The 16211-nt window shown below is 40.3% G+C and carries 13 protein-coding genes, 8 tRNA genes and 2 pseudogenes; 18 read left to right on the top strand and 5 right to left on the bottom strand.

Annotated features, from left to right (window positions below):
- Positions 1 to 20: 20 nt before the first annotated feature.
- Together A9J31_RS09320 and A9J31_RS09315 are read right to left on the bottom strand one after the other, a co-directional pair.
- Positions 21 to 1124 carry an efflux RND transporter periplasmic adaptor subunit gene (locus A9J31_RS09320; RefSeq protein WP_067764569.1) on the bottom strand — a complete coding sequence of 368 codons (1104 nt, stop codon included), beginning with the start codon at positions 1122 to 1124 and terminating at the stop codon, positions 21 to 23.
- A 49-nt stretch (positions 1125 to 1173) separates the two neighbouring features.
- On the bottom strand, positions 1174 to 1761 hold the full coding sequence (locus A9J31_RS09315) for a hypothetical protein (protein WP_373685038.1): 588 nt from the start codon (positions 1759 to 1761) through the stop codon (positions 1174 to 1176).
- Between the two features lie 349 nt (positions 1762 to 2110).
- Between A9J31_RS09315 and pilG the strand changes: the two genes are divergently transcribed.
- The 7 genes and pseudogenes from pilG to A9J31_RS09285 all read left to right on the top strand — a co-directional run bounded on the left by pilG (position 2111) and on the right by A9J31_RS09285 (position 10730).
- On the top strand, positions 2111 to 2494 hold the full coding sequence (gene pilG / locus A9J31_RS09310; RefSeq protein WP_004723803.1) for a twitching motility response regulator PilG: 384 nt from the start codon (positions 2111 to 2113) through the stop codon (positions 2492 to 2494).
- 24 nt (positions 2495 to 2518) lie between these two features.
- Positions 2519 to 2887, top strand: coding sequence for a response regulator (locus A9J31_RS09305; protein ID WP_067764563.1), 369 nt, complete (start codon positions 2519 to 2521; stop codon positions 2885 to 2887).
- A gap of 6 nt (positions 2888 to 2893) precedes the next feature.
- Entirely contained in the window at positions 2894 to 3430 is a 537-nt protein-coding gene (locus A9J31_RS09300; RefSeq protein WP_067764559.1) for a chemotaxis protein CheW, read from the top strand.
- Between the two features lie 44 nt (positions 3431 to 3474).
- Complete coding sequence (locus A9J31_RS09295; RefSeq protein WP_067764556.1) at positions 3475 to 5550, top strand: methyl-accepting chemotaxis protein; 2076 nt, start codon at positions 3475 to 3477, stop codon at positions 5548 to 5550.
- 161 nt (positions 5551 to 5711) lie between these two features.
- Positions 5712 to 6242: pseudogene (locus tag A9J31_RS15965) on the top strand (Hpt domain-containing protein); the annotation flags it as partial.
- Between the two features lie 99 nt (positions 6243 to 6341).
- A pseudogene (locus A9J31_RS09290) lies at positions 6342 to 10265 on the top strand (hybrid sensor histidine kinase/response regulator); the annotation flags it as partial.
- Between the two features lie 3 nt (positions 10266 to 10268).
- On the top strand, positions 10269 to 10730 hold the full coding sequence (locus A9J31_RS09285; RefSeq protein ID WP_067764550.1) for a hypothetical protein: 462 nt from the start codon (positions 10269 to 10271) through the stop codon (positions 10728 to 10730).
- Positions 10731 to 10786: 56 nt separating this feature from the next.
- Here A9J31_RS09285 and dapE read toward each other — a convergent pair whose 3' ends face one another.
- The 3 genes from dapE to A9J31_RS09270 form a co-directional block, all read right to left on the bottom strand.
- A complete protein-coding gene (gene dapE, locus A9J31_RS09280) occupies positions 10787 to 11920 on the bottom strand; it encodes a succinyl-diaminopimelate desuccinylase (protein ID WP_067764547.1) in 1134 nt (377 codons plus the stop codon).
- 115 nt (positions 11921 to 12035) lie between these two features.
- Positions 12036 to 12185, bottom strand: coding sequence for an entericidin A/B family lipoprotein (locus tag A9J31_RS09275; protein ID WP_067764544.1), 150 nt, complete (start codon positions 12183 to 12185; stop codon positions 12036 to 12038).
- A 151-nt stretch (positions 12186 to 12336) separates the two neighbouring features.
- Complete coding sequence (locus A9J31_RS09270) at positions 12337 to 13197, bottom strand: DUF1853 family protein (RefSeq protein ID WP_067764541.1); 861 nt, start codon at positions 13195 to 13197, stop codon at positions 12337 to 12339.
- 88 nt (positions 13198 to 13285) lie between these two features.
- Here A9J31_RS09270 and A9J31_RS09265 point away from each other — a divergent pair, with 88 nt between their 5' ends.
- The 11 genes from A9J31_RS09265 (at position 13286) to A9J31_RS09215 (ending at position 16210) form a co-directional block, all read left to right on the top strand.
- Positions 13286 to 13711 carry a YbaN family protein gene (locus tag A9J31_RS09265; protein ID WP_067764538.1) on the top strand — a complete coding sequence of 142 codons (426 nt, stop codon included), beginning with the start codon at positions 13286 to 13288 and terminating at the stop codon, positions 13709 to 13711.
- Positions 13704 to 14198 (top strand): cell wall-recycling L,D-carboxypeptidase ElsL, encoded by a 495-nt coding sequence (gene elsL, locus A9J31_RS09260; protein ID WP_067764535.1) that lies wholly within the window; start codon positions 13704 to 13706, stop codon positions 14196 to 14198. Before A9J31_RS09265 ends, elsL begins: the two co-directional genes overlap by 8 nt.
- A gap of 557 nt (positions 14199 to 14755) precedes the next feature.
- Positions 14756 to 14831, top strand: a tRNA-Val gene (locus A9J31_RS09255).
- A 32-nt stretch (positions 14832 to 14863) separates the two neighbouring features.
- A tRNA-Asp gene (locus tag A9J31_RS09250) sits at positions 14864 to 14940 on the top strand.
- A 48-nt stretch (positions 14941 to 14988) separates the two neighbouring features.
- Positions 14989 to 15065: transfer RNA gene (locus A9J31_RS09245), tRNA-Asp, on the top strand.
- Positions 15066 to 15086: 21 nt separating this feature from the next.
- A tRNA-Val gene (locus tag A9J31_RS09240) sits at positions 15087 to 15162 on the top strand.
- Between the two features lie 13 nt (positions 15163 to 15175).
- Positions 15176 to 15252, top strand: a tRNA-Asp gene (locus A9J31_RS09235).
- A gap of 32 nt (positions 15253 to 15284) precedes the next feature.
- Positions 15285 to 15360 (top strand) — tRNA-Val (locus tag A9J31_RS09230).
- Between the two features lie 44 nt (positions 15361 to 15404).
- A tRNA-Asp gene (locus A9J31_RS09225) sits at positions 15405 to 15481 on the top strand.
- A 109-nt stretch (positions 15482 to 15590) separates the two neighbouring features.
- Positions 15591 to 15666 (top strand) — tRNA-Val (locus A9J31_RS09220).
- An 82-nt stretch (positions 15667 to 15748) separates the two neighbouring features.
- Positions 15749 to 16210 carry a DUF2750 domain-containing protein gene (locus tag A9J31_RS09215; protein ID WP_067764532.1) on the top strand — a complete coding sequence of 154 codons (462 nt, stop codon included), beginning with the start codon at positions 15749 to 15751 and terminating at the stop codon, positions 16208 to 16210.
- The last annotated feature ends 1 nt before the right edge of the window (position 16211 follow it).

Raw genomic sequence — 16211 nt, 5'->3', positions numbered from 1 at the left:
AACAATCCTGATTTTTTCTTTTAGTTCTTGGCAATGCTTACGACTTGCTGAATATCTTCATCGTTAAATTTTACACGGCTAATCAAATCGCTATTTTGCAAGCCTTGAACGATCGCTGTGTTATTGCTGTAGCTTTGATTCAAAATCTGAATAGGTGCTTTAGCAATTTTATTTTGTCGAATGACCCACACATATGGGTTGTCTTTTACATTTTGAATCGTGTCGAGGGGAATTTGTTGACCACTTATGGACTGGGCACTAACGAGACTGCCATCAACAAAAGAACCAATACTTAAAGAGGTGATCGCTTCATTCGGTTGTGCAAAAAATTCAATTTGACGGCTGGTTTGATCGGCAATCGGGGAGATACGATTGACATTGGCAGTTAGTACATTGCTATTCCCTTGAATCGTGTATTCAATTTTTTGTCCAATTTTTAGTGCGGCTTGCATATCACTTGGTAGTTTGGCCTGAATTTCTAGGCGGTCAGGATTCACAATTTCAAACAAGGTTTGTCCCGCACTAACCGTTTGGCCTGGCTCGACTTCACGTTTAGTAATTACGCCACTAATAGGGCTATAAATGGTTCCATCTTGATTGGCTTTACGTGCAATATCTACATTGGCTTGTTGTGCACGAACACTTTCCATTTGACCTTGATAGTCCACGCGACTTTGCTCAAATTCAACTTTGGAAATAAAGCCTTGATTCAGTAAACGTTGTTTTCTTTCCATCATCAAGCGTGCTTGATTGGCTTGGGCTTGAGTGGACGCGAGATTGGCCTGTGCTTGAGCAAGACGTGATGCATTATCTTGATTGTTTAAATGGACAAGAATTTGACCTTTATGAACCTGTTGACCCACTTCAGCAGTGACATTGGTTGCAGTAGCCGTAACTTGAGCCTGAATACTACTTTGTTGCACGGCACGAATGGTACCGGTAAAGGCAGTTTTACTGACCGCTGAACCTTGTTGAATCGGGACTAAATCTTGCTGAATTAACTCAATCTTATTTTGTGTTTTAACCGTTTCTTGCTTTTCATCTTTTTGACATGCTGCCAATGTTAGGCTTAAGCAAAGCAAACTAAGTTTAAAAAAATGAGATGAAGGCTGTGCAGATTGCATAATGGTCCTTTTATTCAGCTGTCTACAGAAAGCAATTGAATAACAGAATTTACTCCATCGCTTTTAAACGTGAGATAATTCTGTCGTATTCTGCTTCTGTATTTCGATAGCGAGTTTGTAACGATTGAATATATTCTTTTTTCGCTACCATGTTTTTTTGATTATTGTTTAATGTGGTTTTTAGTTTTGCAGGAACAGTTTCACCTTTCCTGAAATATTCACGTTCTTGGCGTACAAATAATACACGATCTGTTTGTAATTGTTTTAATTGTTCTTGTTCAAATACAATTTGCTTACGGATGCCCGTTAACGCATCACGCTTTTTCGCTGCAGCAGTACGACTATTGGTATAAGCTTTTTTTAATTTTAAATCTGCATCTTGCTGACGAGCTTGTGCAGCACGTTGAGGTGCTTGGCGAACATCCGATTCAGCATTGTATGGACGGTTACGTTTTATGACTTGCATGTTTTGGTCAAGTGCTTCATAACCGTAGCGGATGTGATTGGGTGTCACATTGGTACTAATATTGGCCACACCTTTGCTGTCGTAATAACGATACCAAGTGGCTTTTTGAACTTGTTGAGCAGATGTAGTTGCAGCTTGAATACAAGGAACCTGTGCAAACAAGCACAACATCAATATCGTTTTTTTTGTGATGCTTTTCAGACCAATGAAGGTAAGTTTTTTATTGAACTGACTCGACATTGTACTCCCCAGTTTAAAGTTGACTAAATTACTTATTTTTAAGTAATTAAAATGCTATATTATGCTCAATTTCGATAATTAAAAACTATTCCAAGATAAAAAAAAATCGTTGGGCATCGGAAAGTGTGAAACGGTTAATAAAAATGAGAATAAATGTGTCTTCGCGCAGAAATTGTTCGTTGATAATGCAAGTAAAGATATGTTAAAAATGTTCACAACTTGTAAAGAATAAAGCTACTAACTTAATTGTTTGTACAGCCTCAATGGGTAGGGTCAATAAATGGACGATAAATTCCAAAATCTAAAAGTCATGGTCATTGACGATTCAAAAACCATCCGTCGTACAGCCGAAACACTTCTTCAGCGTGAAGGTTGTGAGGTGGTTACTGCCGTTGACGGTTTTGAAGCACTTTCAAAAATTGCAGAAGCAAATCCAGATATTGTATTTGTCGATATTATGATGCCGCGTCTTGATGGCTATCAAACTTGTGCATTAATCAAAAATTCACAAAATTATCAAAATATTCCAGTCATTATGCTTTCAAGTAAAGACGGTCTTTTTGATCAAGCAAAAGGCCGTGTTGTGGGGTCGGATGAATATTTAACAAAACCATTCAGTAAAGATGAATTACTGAATGCAATCCGTAACCACGTAACAGCTTAATTAGATTTTTTATTGGGGAAAAGCATGGCACGTATCCTAATCGTTGATGATTCACCGACTGAGACATTCCGTTTTAAGGAAATTTTGGGCAAACATGGCTTTGAAGTCATTGAAGCTTCGAACGGGGCAGACGGTGTAACCATGGCGCAGGCCGAACTTCCAGACCTCGTGTTAATGGATGTGGTGATGCCAGGGGTAAACGGTTTCCAGGCAACACGCCAAATCGCACGTGGTGCAACGACAAAACACATTCCAATTGTGATTGTAAGCACCAAAGATCAGGCAACTGACCGTGTTTGGGGTAAACGCCAAGGGGCAAGTGACTATCTAACAAAACCTGTAGATGAACAACAATTAATTGATGTGATTAAGCAACACCTCAATGCAGGATAACGCTCTATGGCAGCAAATGGATTTATCGAATTACTTCGAATAGCAAAACGTGGAAACAAAAACTATGTTTCTACAGAAAATGAAGTAAACCGATGGTCAGGCATTGCTTTTGAGATGATGGGGCAATATTTCGTTGCCCCTCTTGGTGAAGTATCTGAAGTGATCTATCCACCAAAATATACGCCAGTTCCAAACACGCAAGCATGGGTGTTGGGACTTTCGAATATTCGGGGGCGCTTACTTTCGGTATCCGACCTTGCACAATATATAACAGGTCACAGAAGTAGTTTTTCACCTACTCAGAAAGTTTTATGTATTAGTCATAATGACCATTATGTCGGTTTAGTCGTCGATCAAGTTTTGGGTATTCAGCACTTTAATAAGAAAAGCTATTTTTCTAAACATAATGAGTTGGATAGTAATTTACAGGAATATTGTCAGGGGTATTTCCACCAGCATAACCAGCAGTGGAATGTATTTCTCTTCAGTCGTTTACTGCAAAATCCAAAATATATGAACGCATCTATAAAATTTATAAATTAATTATCGCGCAGCTACGAAAGAAGGCGTAATCGGGGAGAAGCTGAATGGGCTTTAAACTTAAAAAGAAAAATACGAGTGAAAGCACGGGTAGTCGTAAAGGCGGTAATGCTTTTCTGGCAAAATTGCAGTCACAAACAGATCAATTATCACGCGTATTTGGGGACAGTGAAAAATCTAAACCATTTATTTATGGTGCGATTGGTTCATTGGTGTTTGCAACACTCATCTTATTCTATCTCTTCTACAGTGTACCTCGTGGGAACGAATTAACACGTAGTCTTGGTGAATTACGTCTTCTATCGCAAACGATTTCTCGTCAGGCAACTGAAGCAACCGCTTCAGGTACTGAAGATTCAATGAAGAAATTGATTGAATCGCAAAACAGCTTCAAAGAAAACTTAGAAACTGTTAAAGATATTCACGCCAATACTGATGCATTGAAATCAGTTGATACTCAGTGGGCTGAAGTATCAAAAAGTATTGATTTAATTACTTCGCAACAAAAAATCATTAACAAGCTATACGACACGAACATTGCAATCGGTGAAACGATTCCAGGGATTCAGGCTGAATATAACTTGATGGTTGACCAAATGGCACGTCAAGACATGCCGTCAAACCAGGTGGTTATTGCGAAAAACCAGGTGTTTATTGCGGAACGTATTTTACGTTCGATCAGTTCTGTACTTTCTGGTTCAGACAGTTCACGTGAATCTGCAGATGACTTCAGTGCCGATACTGAAACATTTGGTTCTTACTTAGAAGCACAATTAAATGGTAGTGCTGAATTAGGTGTACAACGTATTGAAAGCCCAGAACTTCGTGAGTCTTTAGAAGGCATTAAAGCTGAATACGATGATGTACTTAAATCAGCTGCTGCAACAATTCTGAAAAACTCTTCGCAAATTGTGAACGTACGTAAAGCGTCTTCACAAATTTTTGCTGAGTCAGATAAGTTATTAGAAAACTTAAACCAATTGTCTTCAAATACTGGTCTTAAAACGATTTTACCAGCGGTATTGTTAATTCTTGCATTAACAGCATTCTTGATCTGTGTATTCAAATTACTTTCTTTACGTGGTCAGTCAGATAAACACCGTGTGGGTCGTTTACAAGAAGAATATGACCGTAACCAAAATGCGATTTTGCGTTTACTTGACGAGATCGCCGATCTTGCAGACGGTGACTTACGTTCATACGCAACGGTATCTGAAGACTTCACGGGCGCGATTGCCGATTCGATTAACTTCGCGATTGACCAATTACGTGACCTGGTATCTCGTATTACTGAAACATCGCAAGAGGTTGCACAATATACGGCGAATACTCAGGGTATTACCAACCAGTTAGCTGAAGCATCTGAGCATCAGGCGCAAGAGATTGCTGGTGCCTCTGCTGCGATTAACGAAATGGCAATGTCAATTGACCAAGTATCTTCAAACGCAGAAGAGTCAGCGGTGGTAGCAGAACGTTCAGTACAAATCGCTGCAAATGGTGCGGATGTCGTAAACCGTTCTATTGAAGGTATGGATACGATTCGTGAGCAGATTCAAGAAACTTCAAAACGTATTAAACGTCTTGGTGAGTCATCTCAAGAGATTGGTAACATCGTAGCCTTGATTAACGATATTGCCGACCAAACAAACATTTTGGCATTGAACGCTGCTATTCAGGCATCGATGGCTGGTGAAGCTGGTCGTGGTTTCGCCGTGGTAGCGGATGAAGTACAGCGTCTTGCGGAACGTTCTGCGTCTGCAACCAAACAGATTGAAGGCTTGGTAAAAACCATTCAGACCGATACTAACGAAGCTGTAATTTCGATGGAGCAAACGACTTCTGAGGTTGTACGTGGTGCGAACTTATCTAAGGATGCCGGAGTTGCACTTGATGAAATTCAGTCTGTATCGGGTAACCTTGCAAAACTGATTGCAAACATTTCGGATGCTGCAAAACTTCAGTCTGCTTCTGCAGGTCATATTGCAACAACGATGAACGTTGTACAAGAAATTACCTCGCAAACTACGACTGCAACATTTGATACTGCACGTTCGGTATCTGAATTGGCAAATATGGCCGAATCATTACGTGAATCTGTATCTGACTTTAAACTTCCAGAATAAGTCAGGCGCAATATCGTGGTGTCCTACTTTAGGGTAGGACGCTACATCGATTACAGATAACACATCGACAAGATGAACTTGACCCACGGTTGAGTCTTGCGTGATGGTTACAATTAAGTTTGAGCAACCTTCTTGGTGGCAAAACATAAGAAGCCTTAGCTATGAAAGAAATATTAAAAAATTTAGTTGAAACGACTACGCTTCCTGAAGATAGTTATCTTGATCAAGATGCAGAAATTCTTGAGATTTTTGTTGAAGAAATAGAAGAGATCTTCGCTGAATTAGATGGTCTATTTACAACTTGGCTAGACAATCCACAAGATAAAGAAACCCTCACGACTATTCGTCGCCATTTCCATACGCTGAAAGGTTCAGGTCGTATGGTCGGGGCGAAATCGGCAGGTGAATCGGCTTGGGCGGTTGAAGATACACTCAATCGTGTGATTGCGGGTTCAGTTCAGTTAACACCTACAGTTCAAAAATTTGCTAAAACTGTTTTAAACGTTTATCAATACAAACTTTATCCACGCTTCAAAAATGTCGCAGAATTGGATGTAGACTTGCGTCCATTGGTTTTACTAGGTCAGCAATTACAACAAAATATGAGCCTAGAGCCAGCATTAGAAGAGCTGCTTGGTTTAGCAGATAGCTTAAACAGTGAAGATGGTGTTACAGGTTTAGAGCTTGTTGATCAAGCTGTTGAAGTCGCGCCTGCGCCTGAAACAACTGTAGCAGTGAATGAACTGGAACAAACAGATAATGCTGATGACTTTGATGATGCTCTGGTTGCTGAAACCCTGACGATCTTTATTGAAGAAGCAGAAGAGCATTTATCAACAATTGATCAGTTCTTACAAACCGAAGATTCAAAATCACAGGACTATAATGACTTAATCCGCGCGTTACATACATTGCGTGGCAGTTCATCGATGGCACAAATTGATGAGATTTTTGAAGCAAGCTCAAAAGTAGAGAACTTATTTAAAACATTACTACAAGAAGAGATTGTTTCATCATCGAAAGAAGCTGCATTGTTAATTCAATATGCTGAATTTGTTCGTGATTATCTACATGTATTACGTGCTGGAAATACTGATAACTTACAATCGATCTATGCGACATTCAACAAAGCTTGGGAAGACTATGGTTTTGCAAGTCAAGAACATCTAGAGTCAGAAGACAATCCTCAAGGCTTGGTTTCTAAGTTGATTGAATTAAATATTGATCAATTATTAGATGCTGAATTTGAGTTTGATAAACGCGCACTCACAGAATTCCCAAGTTATATTGAAACGTTGAGTCAGCAAGCACAGCAATTGGCTGATCATACCAATACACGTGCGTCAGTCGGTATTCATGACTTTACGACAGAATTAAATGCTGCATATCAAGCACTGATTCAAAAGCCTGAATTACTGCATGCTGATTATGCGTATGAGTTATTTGCTCAAGCACATCAAGAGTTCATTCAGTTATTTGACACATTGGCAGCAGGTCAACGTGTAGTTTTAAGTGAAGATATACAGAAATTCTTAGCTGAATTAACTGCATATGTTCAGCAAGATATTGAACAGTTTGCTAAGCTTAAGTCTGCCGATGTTGTTGATGTAGCTGAAGCTGTAGAACCAGTGACTCAGGCTGAAATACATGGTGTTGACGATGTTCAAACCTCAACTTCAACGGCTATCAAAGGCGTTGATTTTGCATTATTAAGTCAGCGCGTTCAGCAAGATCATCAACAAAAGCAATCAGATGCTGCTAACCGTGATTTTGATGAAGATTTATTAAATATCTTTATTGAAGAAGCGGAAGAATTATTGGTTGGTATTGACCAAGACCTCAGTACATGGACACGTGATCAAAGCAATACAGCGGCGCTGAATAACCTCATGCGTTATTTGCATACACTGAAAGGTGGTGCAAACATGATTTCAGCATCACATGTGGGGTTAATTGCGCATGAGCTAGAGTCGATTTATGAACGGATTATTCGCCAGCAAATCAGTGTGAGCCCGAGCTTAATTCAGATTATTCGTTTGGTTCAGGATGATATTGCTGACCGTATTCAAACGATTCGTGAAGAAGCCATTGATTATCCAGCAGATCAGGTCATTGATATTTTACAGAATATCCAATCGATTTCTACGGGTGAGGTATCACATGTTGACGTGAAAGCGCCAGCTGAACAGCTTGATCAACCTGCCGCGGTGGTTGATGATATTTCTGTTGTAGAGCAATTTGCTGATAACAATACTGTAGACACAGAACAAGTTGTTGATGAGCCTCAACTGTCTGCATCAGAGATTGAGATTGCTCAAGATTCAGCTGTTGAGATCTTAGAACATGCTGTTGCGGAGCATGGACAAGATGTTGACGATGACCTTCGTGCAGTCATGGAAGAAACCTTCCTTGAAGAATCGGAAGAAATTTTAGAACAAGCGACCCAATTGCTGAATCATTGGATTGAGCAACGTAGTGACCGTAACTTATTACTTCAATTGCAACGTGCAGCCCACAGTATTAAAGGTGGCGCACGTATGGTTGAAAATGAACCTGTTGCGTCGATTGCCTACCAAGTTGAAACCACATTTGAACAATTTGCGGTACATCATTTCAACTCGAATGCCTACGATGGTTTATTAAAAACCACCTTAAGCTGGTTAAAGCAAGCTATTTTCAATAAAGATTATAGTAACTTTGACAGCATTAAATTAAGTCTTGAATCCATTCAATACGTCGACGTTACGGCTCAGTTGCCGAATCTTGTTGCTGAAATTGATCAAGGTATTGTGACTAAAGGCTTTGAATTTATTCAAGGTGATGGTGTCGAACCACCTTCAATGCTAGGTGAATGGGCCGAAGCAAGTAATACTGATAACAGCAATGAAATGATTCGTATCTCAGCTGACTTGGTTGAGAAGATGATTGACTTGTCTGGTGAGAACTCGATTAACCGCTCGCGTATTGAGATGGATTTGGGGCAATTGGGGAATACCCTCAATGAAATGGAATTGGCGATTAAGCGTCTTGCTGACCAGTTGCGTCGAATGGATGGTGAGCTTGAATCGCAAATTATTGCCAAGCATGGTTCTGAAAATTCGCGTTATGCCGATTTCGACCCATTGGAAATGGATCAATATTCATCCATTAACCAATTATCAAAATCACTTGCAGAATCTGCGTCGGACTTAGTCGATTTTAAGAGTACATTGTCTGAAAAAATCCGTGATGCTGAAGGTTTGTTATTACAACAATCACGTATTCAATCAGAAATTCAAGAAAGCTTAATGCGTACGCGACTGGTGCCTTTTGATCGTTTGCTACCGCGTTTACAGCGTATTGTGCGACAAACATCTTCGACCTTGAACCGTCCAGCTGAATTGGTGGTACAAAATACAGAAGGTGAATTGGATCGTACCATTCTAGAGCGTTTGGTGACTCCGTTTGAGCATATGCTACGTAACGCGATTGACCACGGTTTAGAAGATACAGCTGAGCGATTGGCATTGAATAAGCCAGAAGTGGGTAATATTGTCTTGAATATTAGCCGTCAAGGTACAGACGTATTGGTATCGTTCAGTGATGATGGTAAAGGGATTGATGAAGCGAAGATTAAAGAAAAAGCTTTAAAACAAGGTTTAATCAAAGCAGACCAATTCTTAGATAAACAAGAAATTCTGCAATTAATCTTCCATCCAGGTTTCTCAACTGCGCAAGCAGTGACCCAAATTTCAGGTCGTGGTGTTGGTCTAGACGTTGTACAAAGTGAAATTAAAGCGTTGGGTGGCCATGTATCTGTAGACTCAGAAATGGGCAAAGGCACGACATTTACCATTCGTGTACCAACAACTGTAGCGGTCAGCGATGCCTTGATGGTGAAAGCCGGTGATCAGCAATATGCGATTTCACTTGCACAAATTGAACGTATTGTTCGTATTGCACCGTCAGCGCTAGAAGGCTATTTCAATGGTAAAGAAGACTTCTTCAAAATTGACAATACTAATTACAAACTGCGTTATTTATCTGAGTTTGTAGGTAACCAGCCAGTACCACGTTTAAGCAATGTGGCACATTCACTGCCAGTCCTGTTAATCAAAGGTAACAGCGGGCAAACCATTGCGCTCTTGGTAGATCAGCTTGTGGGTTCACGCTCGCAAATTGTGGTTAAACCAATTGGTCAGCAGTTTACCAGTGTCGGTGCCATTGCTGGTGCAACGATTTTGGGTGATGGCCAGGTATGTTTGATTCTTGATGGTCAAAATATTGCACGTCAGATTCAAACGACACAACGCATTAAGCAATCAATCGATCAACGTGATCTTAGCCGTCAAGGTAATGCACGTCGCCTCGTTATGATTGTCGATGACTCGGTAACGGTACGTAAGGTAACGTCTCGTCTACTTGAACGCCAAGGTTATGACATTGTAACGGCCAAAGATGGTGTGGATGCAATTGAGCAGCTTGAAAATGTCCGTCCTGATTTGATGTTGCTAGATATTGAAATGCCTCGTATGGATGGTTTCGAAGTAACCAACTTGGTACGTCACCATGATATACATCGCGATTTGCCAATCATTATGATTACTTCGCGTACCGGTGAAAAACATCGTGAACGCGCATTTAGCTTAGGTGTGACTCACTATATGGGTAAACCATTCCAAGAGGCTGAATTACTTGCCAACATTGAAGCACTAATCGCAGAAAAGCAGGGGTAATCCATGAGCCAAAACTCTGTATCTAAAGTTGTAAGTGAAAAGATTGATCAGCAAGAGCTGCAACATCTGATTACGGTTTCAACGGGTTTTATCGATGCTTACATCATTGATTGCCATGGCAAAGAACCCATGTTGTTGCCGCAGAACATTGTGTTGTCAGCACTCGATAGTCAGACTCAAGTTCCGTTTGTTGAATGGCATGAGTTGAAACTGCCTGTTTACACCGTCAATGACCCTGAAAAAAGTACTGGGGTGGCATTGGTTATTGAAGGAGACGATGTTGGACAGCGTTTTGCTTTGATGTGTAATCAAATGCCACGAACAATTCGTTTGCGTATTTCTGAAGTGGTTGATGAGGAAAAAGCGGGGACAGATCCTGATATTTTCCAATATGTTCGTATGGCAGATCAGGTTTTTCATATTCCTGATTTGGCTCATATTCAAGCCAGTATCGGTATTGCATAAAAAATCGATGTAAAAAAGGAACTCTGATGAGTTCCTTTTTTTGTCTGTGCTGTAGATTAAGCCAAAAGCTTCACTAAAATTTGTTCGTAAATTTCAGAAAGTGGTTCAAGTTCTTCCACATTTACATGTTCATTGATTTGATGAATTGTCGCATTCAATACACCAAGCTCAAGCACTTGTGCCCCTGTAGGTGCAATGAAGCGGCCATCCGACGTTCCACCACTGGTGGAAAGTTCAGTTTCAGTGCCAGTAACTTCACGAATCGCATCACGTGCAGCATTAACCAATTCACCAACTGGCGTTAGGAATGGTAAACCAGATAATGTCCATGAGATATCATATTCAACACCATGGCGATCGAGTATTTCTAATGTACGTGCTTTCAGTTCTTCCGCAGTTACTTCAGTTGAATAACGGAAATTAAATAAAACATTCATCGTACCCGGTACGACGTTGGTTGCCCCAGTACCTGCATTTATGTTTGAAATTTGGAAGGTGGTTGCTGGAAAGTATTCGTTTCCGTTATCCCATACAGTTTCACAAAGTTCAGCAATCGCTTTTGAAGCAGTGTGAATAGGGTTAACCGCAAGATGAGGGTAAGCAACGTGACCTTGTTTACCTTTAATGGTCACATTGGCATTTAATGAACCACGACGGCCGTTTTTAACAATATCACCTAATGTATTGGTACTTGATGGTTCACCAACCAAACACCACGTCATTTTTTCATGACGTGCTTCTAAAGTCTCAACAACTTTAACTGTGCCATTAATTGAAGGTCCTTCTTCATCTGAAGTGATGAGAAAAGCAATTGAACCTTTATGATTCGGGTGTTTAGCGACAAAACGTTCAGAAGCAACCACCATTGCAGCCAAAGCAGTTTTCATATCCGCACTGCCACGACCATAAAGTTTGCCATCACGAATTTCGGGTTGAAACGGGTCTGAACCCCAAGCATCTAAACTTCCCGTCGGAACAACGTCTGTATGACCTGCAAAGCAGAATACAGGTGATTCAGTGCCTTTACGTGCCCATAAATTATCGACATCATCAAAACGCATGTTTTCGATATTAAAGCCAATCTTGGCTAAGCGATCTGCCATGATGTTCTGACAAGTGTGGTCTATAGGCGTAACCGAAGGTTGGCGTAATAGTTCAAGGCTGAGATCTAGAGTTGCTGTTGAGGTCATGCTAATTACAGAAATCAAAAATGTCGCAATATAATAGGCGAATCATGTGATGAAAGGGAAATTTAGATATAAAAAAACCCTATTAAAATAGGGCTCTTTTTACTCGGCAGTAAAATTAATTACGGCGAATTTCATCTGAAGTTTTTTCAGCTGTATTGGTTACAGCATCACCCGCTTTAGATACGTCCTTTCCAACGCCTTTTACTGTATTACAACCAGTCAGTACAAAAGCAACCAAGAGTGAAGCAGCTAAAATTTTATTCATTGACCTTATTCTCCATATGAATGAATAATTTTTTTAAGATAAATTATTCTGTTGTGTGAATTAGAGTAAAAAAACACCGATTTAAACAGTAGGTGGTTTTTACAGTGGTTCGGTAAACAAATGTAAAAATGAATTAGCTCAGCTTATAACTTTAAACTTGGGGAAGTATTAAACGTGGTTGCCGATACATATAATAGTGTTCTTGATCTGCCTGTTTATATAAGCCGTCTGTCCACCACTGTGCAGTTAAACTACTCGGTCGAGGTTGTGGACAAATCCATTCATGTCGTTGCAGGCGATAGAAATTTTGATCTCGTGACGGTATTTGGTATCCCCATTCACCAATCCTGCGATGTGGATTCACCCAGTCAGGCAGTTCTTGCGGATTGTTTTGTGGTAAATAAAGCTGACCTTTCAAGATGCAATAGCGCTGCTGGATTTGCTCATTTAAAGCCTCTGTAAACTGAAATTGCTTATGACTAAAATGATTGAGTTTTCGGCTGAGGGTATCACTACGATTTAGCCCATACCAAAAGGGAAGTGAGTAATCACGTTCGGCGAGATAATACTTTAGTGCGACCTCCCAATGCTCAATTTCACCAGTTTCAGTATTACGAATGACAAAGTCCAGTTCACCGACAGTTCTAGGGCCATCTATTTTTTGAATACTGTGTCCCAACAGCTCATATTGATGATAATGATGATCTAATAACCAGAACCAAATAAACATTTCAAAACGTAAGCCCAAACGGGTGCTTTTTAATTTCTGTAAAAAATCCACGAGTTCATCTACATTTTTATCCAATTGCAGCAAGCGTGGATGGTAATGTTGCCAATGCTGTTGCCATAGTCCGCTTGCAGGCAGCTGGAATGAATGTACGAGTGATAATTCGTTTGGTAGGTGCTGCAAAATGCCAGGACTGGCAATACAAAAGGCGAGTTGACGTACCAGTGGATTTTTATAATTTAACCAAGGCTCAAACAATGGCGTTGTATCAATCAGATGAGACATAGATAAACCTTGAGAATAATGCACAATAACAACGGATAAACCTTGAAAACACTTTATACTACATAAATTGCAAACTTAGGGTTGTTGTATGAAAACGTTGTTTTGGCGAAGTTTGGTGGTCATCTTTGTCATATTGGGTTTTATAGGTGCTTTATTGCCAGGTATGCCAACAACGGTATTCTTAATTCTAGCTGCATGGGCAGCTTCAAAAGGCTGGCCACAAATGGATGCATGGTTGTTAAATCATCCTAAATATGGTCCTACACTGCGTGCTTGGCGTGAAAATGGCACCGTGCCTAGAAAAGCCAAATGGTTTGCATCCGTGATGATGTTGGTCAGTGCGATACTCATGCTTTTTACCAATGCACCCTTATTGGTCAAAGTTTTTACAAATTTAACCATGTTGGCAGTCAGTATTTGGTTATGGAAACGACCAGAACCACTCAAAGAATTCATTCAAATCGATCAATCTAAAACAACGACTTCAGTACAAAAAGAGAAAGAACATGTCTGATTATTCAATCGATCAAGCAGATGTGTTGATCAATCTGAAAGATCAAACCTTGAGTCTGCCAAAACTCAATAAATTTTATGTCGTATCGACAGGTAAAAATGGTATTGGTGAGCAGGAAAATAGTGGCAAGACACCACGAGGTTGGCATCGAATCGCTGAAAAATTTGGTGCGAATGAGCCTAAAAATGCGGTTTTTAAAGCACGCCAGTGGACTGGGGAGGTCTACGATGCCGAACTGGCAGCCGAATACCCTGAGCGTGACTGGATTTTGTCGCGCATTCTTTGGTTAAGTGGCTTAGAAGCAGGATTTAATCAAGGAGAGGGCTGCGATACCTATCAGCGCTATATCTATATACATGGAACACCTGATACAGAGCCGATGGGAATACCAATGTCGCATGGATGCATTCGTATGCGAAACGATGATGTTGTTGAATTATTTAATTTGGTGCCAATTGATGCGAAAGTTTATATATCAGAAGACTAAGTTGAAGTTATTTATAGTTCAGTCTTTTAAGCTGTATTGATTTAGGCATTACAGATTTGAGTAATCTCAAAACGGTCAGAAATCAGTTAGACAGTAAACCTCTTAAAAATTTAAAGTTAGACAAAAGCCTATTTAGGGCTTTTGTTGTATTGATTACTTACTAGAAAATTAAATATTTAATGCTTTTAAGATGCCATTTAGGGGCAATGGAATTGTTTTAAATGCACTTAAAATTTTGAGTTCATCATTTATTACAGTAAACAAATGCTGCTTAATAAAAATGAATGTACAATTAATGCGCTTAAATTGGTTTTGTGATTTTTATTACTAGTCTGTTTTGTCGAAGATTATGTGAATGTTGTATAAATTAGAGGAATTAAATTGTAGAAAAAAGTGCAATTTAAAGCTAAAAAACATACAAAAATACTGATTTTTCCGCAATATAACTTATTTTTTAATCACTCAAACAGAAAAAGTGGAAAAGAGTTAGAAAAGCGTTTGACACTCGGTGAGGATTCTCTATAATGCACCTCATCAAACGATGAACATGTTTGAAAGGGCGCTTAGCTCAGTTGGTAGAGCGTCTGCCTTACAAGCAGAATGTCGGCGGTTCGATCCCGTCAGCGCCCACCAAGCTTCTTTCATATTGTTTGAGATTTTATAGTGCAGCGGTAGTTCAGTTGGTTAGAATATCGGCCTGTCACGCCGAGGGTCGCGGGTTCGAGTCCCGTCCGCTGCGCCACTTTAAATCTCAATCATACGTTTGCCACAATAGCGACATTGTGTAAGTGCAGCGGTAGTTCAGTTGGTTAGAATACCGGCCTGTCACGCCGGGGGTCGCGGGTTCGAGTCCCGTCCGCTGCGCCATTTACATGATAGACCTTTTGAGGGCGCTTAGCTCAGTTGGTAGAGCGTCTGCCTTACAAGCAGAATGTCGGCGGTTCGATCCCGTCAGCGCCCACCATATTTTTTGTGATGCAGCGGTAGTTCAGTTGGTTAGAATACCGGCCTGTCACGCCGGGGGTCGCGGGTTCGAGTCCCGTCCGCTGCGCCATTTCAAAGAATATAAAAGTTGTAACCCTTAAAGGGCGCTTAGCTCAGTTGGTAGAGCGTCTGCCTTACAAGCAGAATGTCGGCGGTTCGATCCCGTCAGCGCCCACCATATCTTTTAAGATATAGGTTGTGTTTCGCAAGAAACATCGTGATGCAGCGGTAGTTCAGTTGGTTAGAATACCGGCCTGTCACGCCGGGGGTCGCGGGTTCGAGTCCCGTCCGCTGCGCCATTTATCTTAAAATATCTTAAATTCCTGAGATTTAAGATGTTTCAGATACCAAGACTTCGTATACGTTTGTCTTGCGTCATAAAAACAACAGCGTTGTTTTTATTCCTCAGGGCGCTTAGCTCAGTTGGTAGAGCGTCTGCCTTACAAGCAGAATGTCGGCGGTTCGATCCCGTCAGCGCCCACCATATTCTCTCTTATAATACTTGCCTAATCTCTCTAGTTTTCATAGAATCCGCTCTATAATAATTTTAATATCGTATGTGATCTATGAGAAATCCATATCAGCGCAAGGCCGCGTCGAAAACTCAAACTACAAATTACAATCCTCAAGATACTTATAAGCAATTTATTGAAAATATGGTTGCTCAAGGTGGTGTTATTGCGCTTTATCAAGATGGTTGGGCACTTTGCGCAACACCTACAGGTCAACGCTCATTTGCAATTTGGCAAAACCGTGGATTAGCACGACTGCTTATTAAAGATAATTGGGCAAATTACCAGATTCAAGAAATCAGCTTGAAAGATTTTATTGAAAAAGTGATCCCGTTTTTACGTAGCGAAAATACTACTGTTTCTTTGGATTTAACGCCTGAAGGGCAAAATATTTTGGTTGCCCCTGAAAAGATGCTACTCGATATTAAAAATTATTTATATCAGGTCTATCAACAGCGCCCAGAAGTGTTTGAAAACATTAAAATACCCTTGCCTAGAACCATTCGTCTAAACTAAT

The organism is Acinetobacter gandensis, from assembly GCF_001678755.1.
Lineage (GTDB): Bacteria > Pseudomonadota > Gammaproteobacteria > Pseudomonadales > Moraxellaceae > Acinetobacter > Acinetobacter gandensis.
Note: the sequence above shows the minus strand (reverse complement) of the source record. Positions and strands in the feature narration are given on the sequence as shown.

Bases quoted from the DNA above. Each gene is read 5' to 3' on its own strand.
- A9J31_RS09315 (WP_373685038.1), bottom strand. From the start codon at position 1,761: ATGTTGTGCTTGTTTGCACAGGTTCCTTGTATTCAAGCTGCAACTACA.
- A9J31_RS09275 (WP_067764544.1), bottom strand. From the start codon at position 12,185: ATGAATAAAATTTTAGCTGCTTCACTCTTGGTTGCTTTTGTACTGACT.
- A9J31_RS09285 (WP_067764550.1), top strand. From the start codon at position 10,269: ATGAGCCAAAACTCTGTATCTAAAGTTGTAAGTGAAAAGATTGATCAG.
- A9J31_RS09215 (WP_067764532.1), top strand. From the start codon at position 15,749: ATGAGAAATCCATATCAGCGCAAGGCCGCGTCGAAAACTCAAACTACA.
- A9J31_RS09270 (WP_067764541.1), bottom strand. From the start codon at position 13,197: ATGTCTCATCTGATTGATACAACGCCATTGTTTGAGCCTTGGTTAAAT.
- A9J31_RS09300 (WP_067764559.1), top strand. From the start codon at position 2,894: ATGGCAGCAAATGGATTTATCGAATTACTTCGAATAGCAAAACGTGGA.
- A9J31_RS09320 (WP_067764569.1), bottom strand. From the start codon at position 1,124: ATGCAATCTGCACAGCCTTCATCTCATTTTTTTAAACTTAGTTTGCTT.
- A9J31_RS09295 (WP_067764556.1), top strand. From the start codon at position 3,475: ATGGGCTTTAAACTTAAAAAGAAAAATACGAGTGAAAGCACGGGTAGT.
- dapE (WP_067764547.1), bottom strand. From the start codon at position 11,920: ATGACCTCAACAGCAACTCTAGATCTCAGCCTTGAACTATTACGCCAA.
- elsL (WP_067764535.1), top strand. From the start codon at position 13,704: ATGTCTGATTATTCAATCGATCAAGCAGATGTGTTGATCAATCTGAAA.
- A9J31_RS09265 (WP_067764538.1), top strand. From the start codon at position 13,286: ATGAAAACGTTGTTTTGGCGAAGTTTGGTGGTCATCTTTGTCATATTG.
- A9J31_RS09305 (WP_067764563.1), top strand. From the start codon at position 2,519: ATGGCACGTATCCTAATCGTTGATGATTCACCGACTGAGACATTCCGT.
- pilG (WP_004723803.1), top strand. From the start codon at position 2,111: ATGGACGATAAATTCCAAAATCTAAAAGTCATGGTCATTGACGATTCA.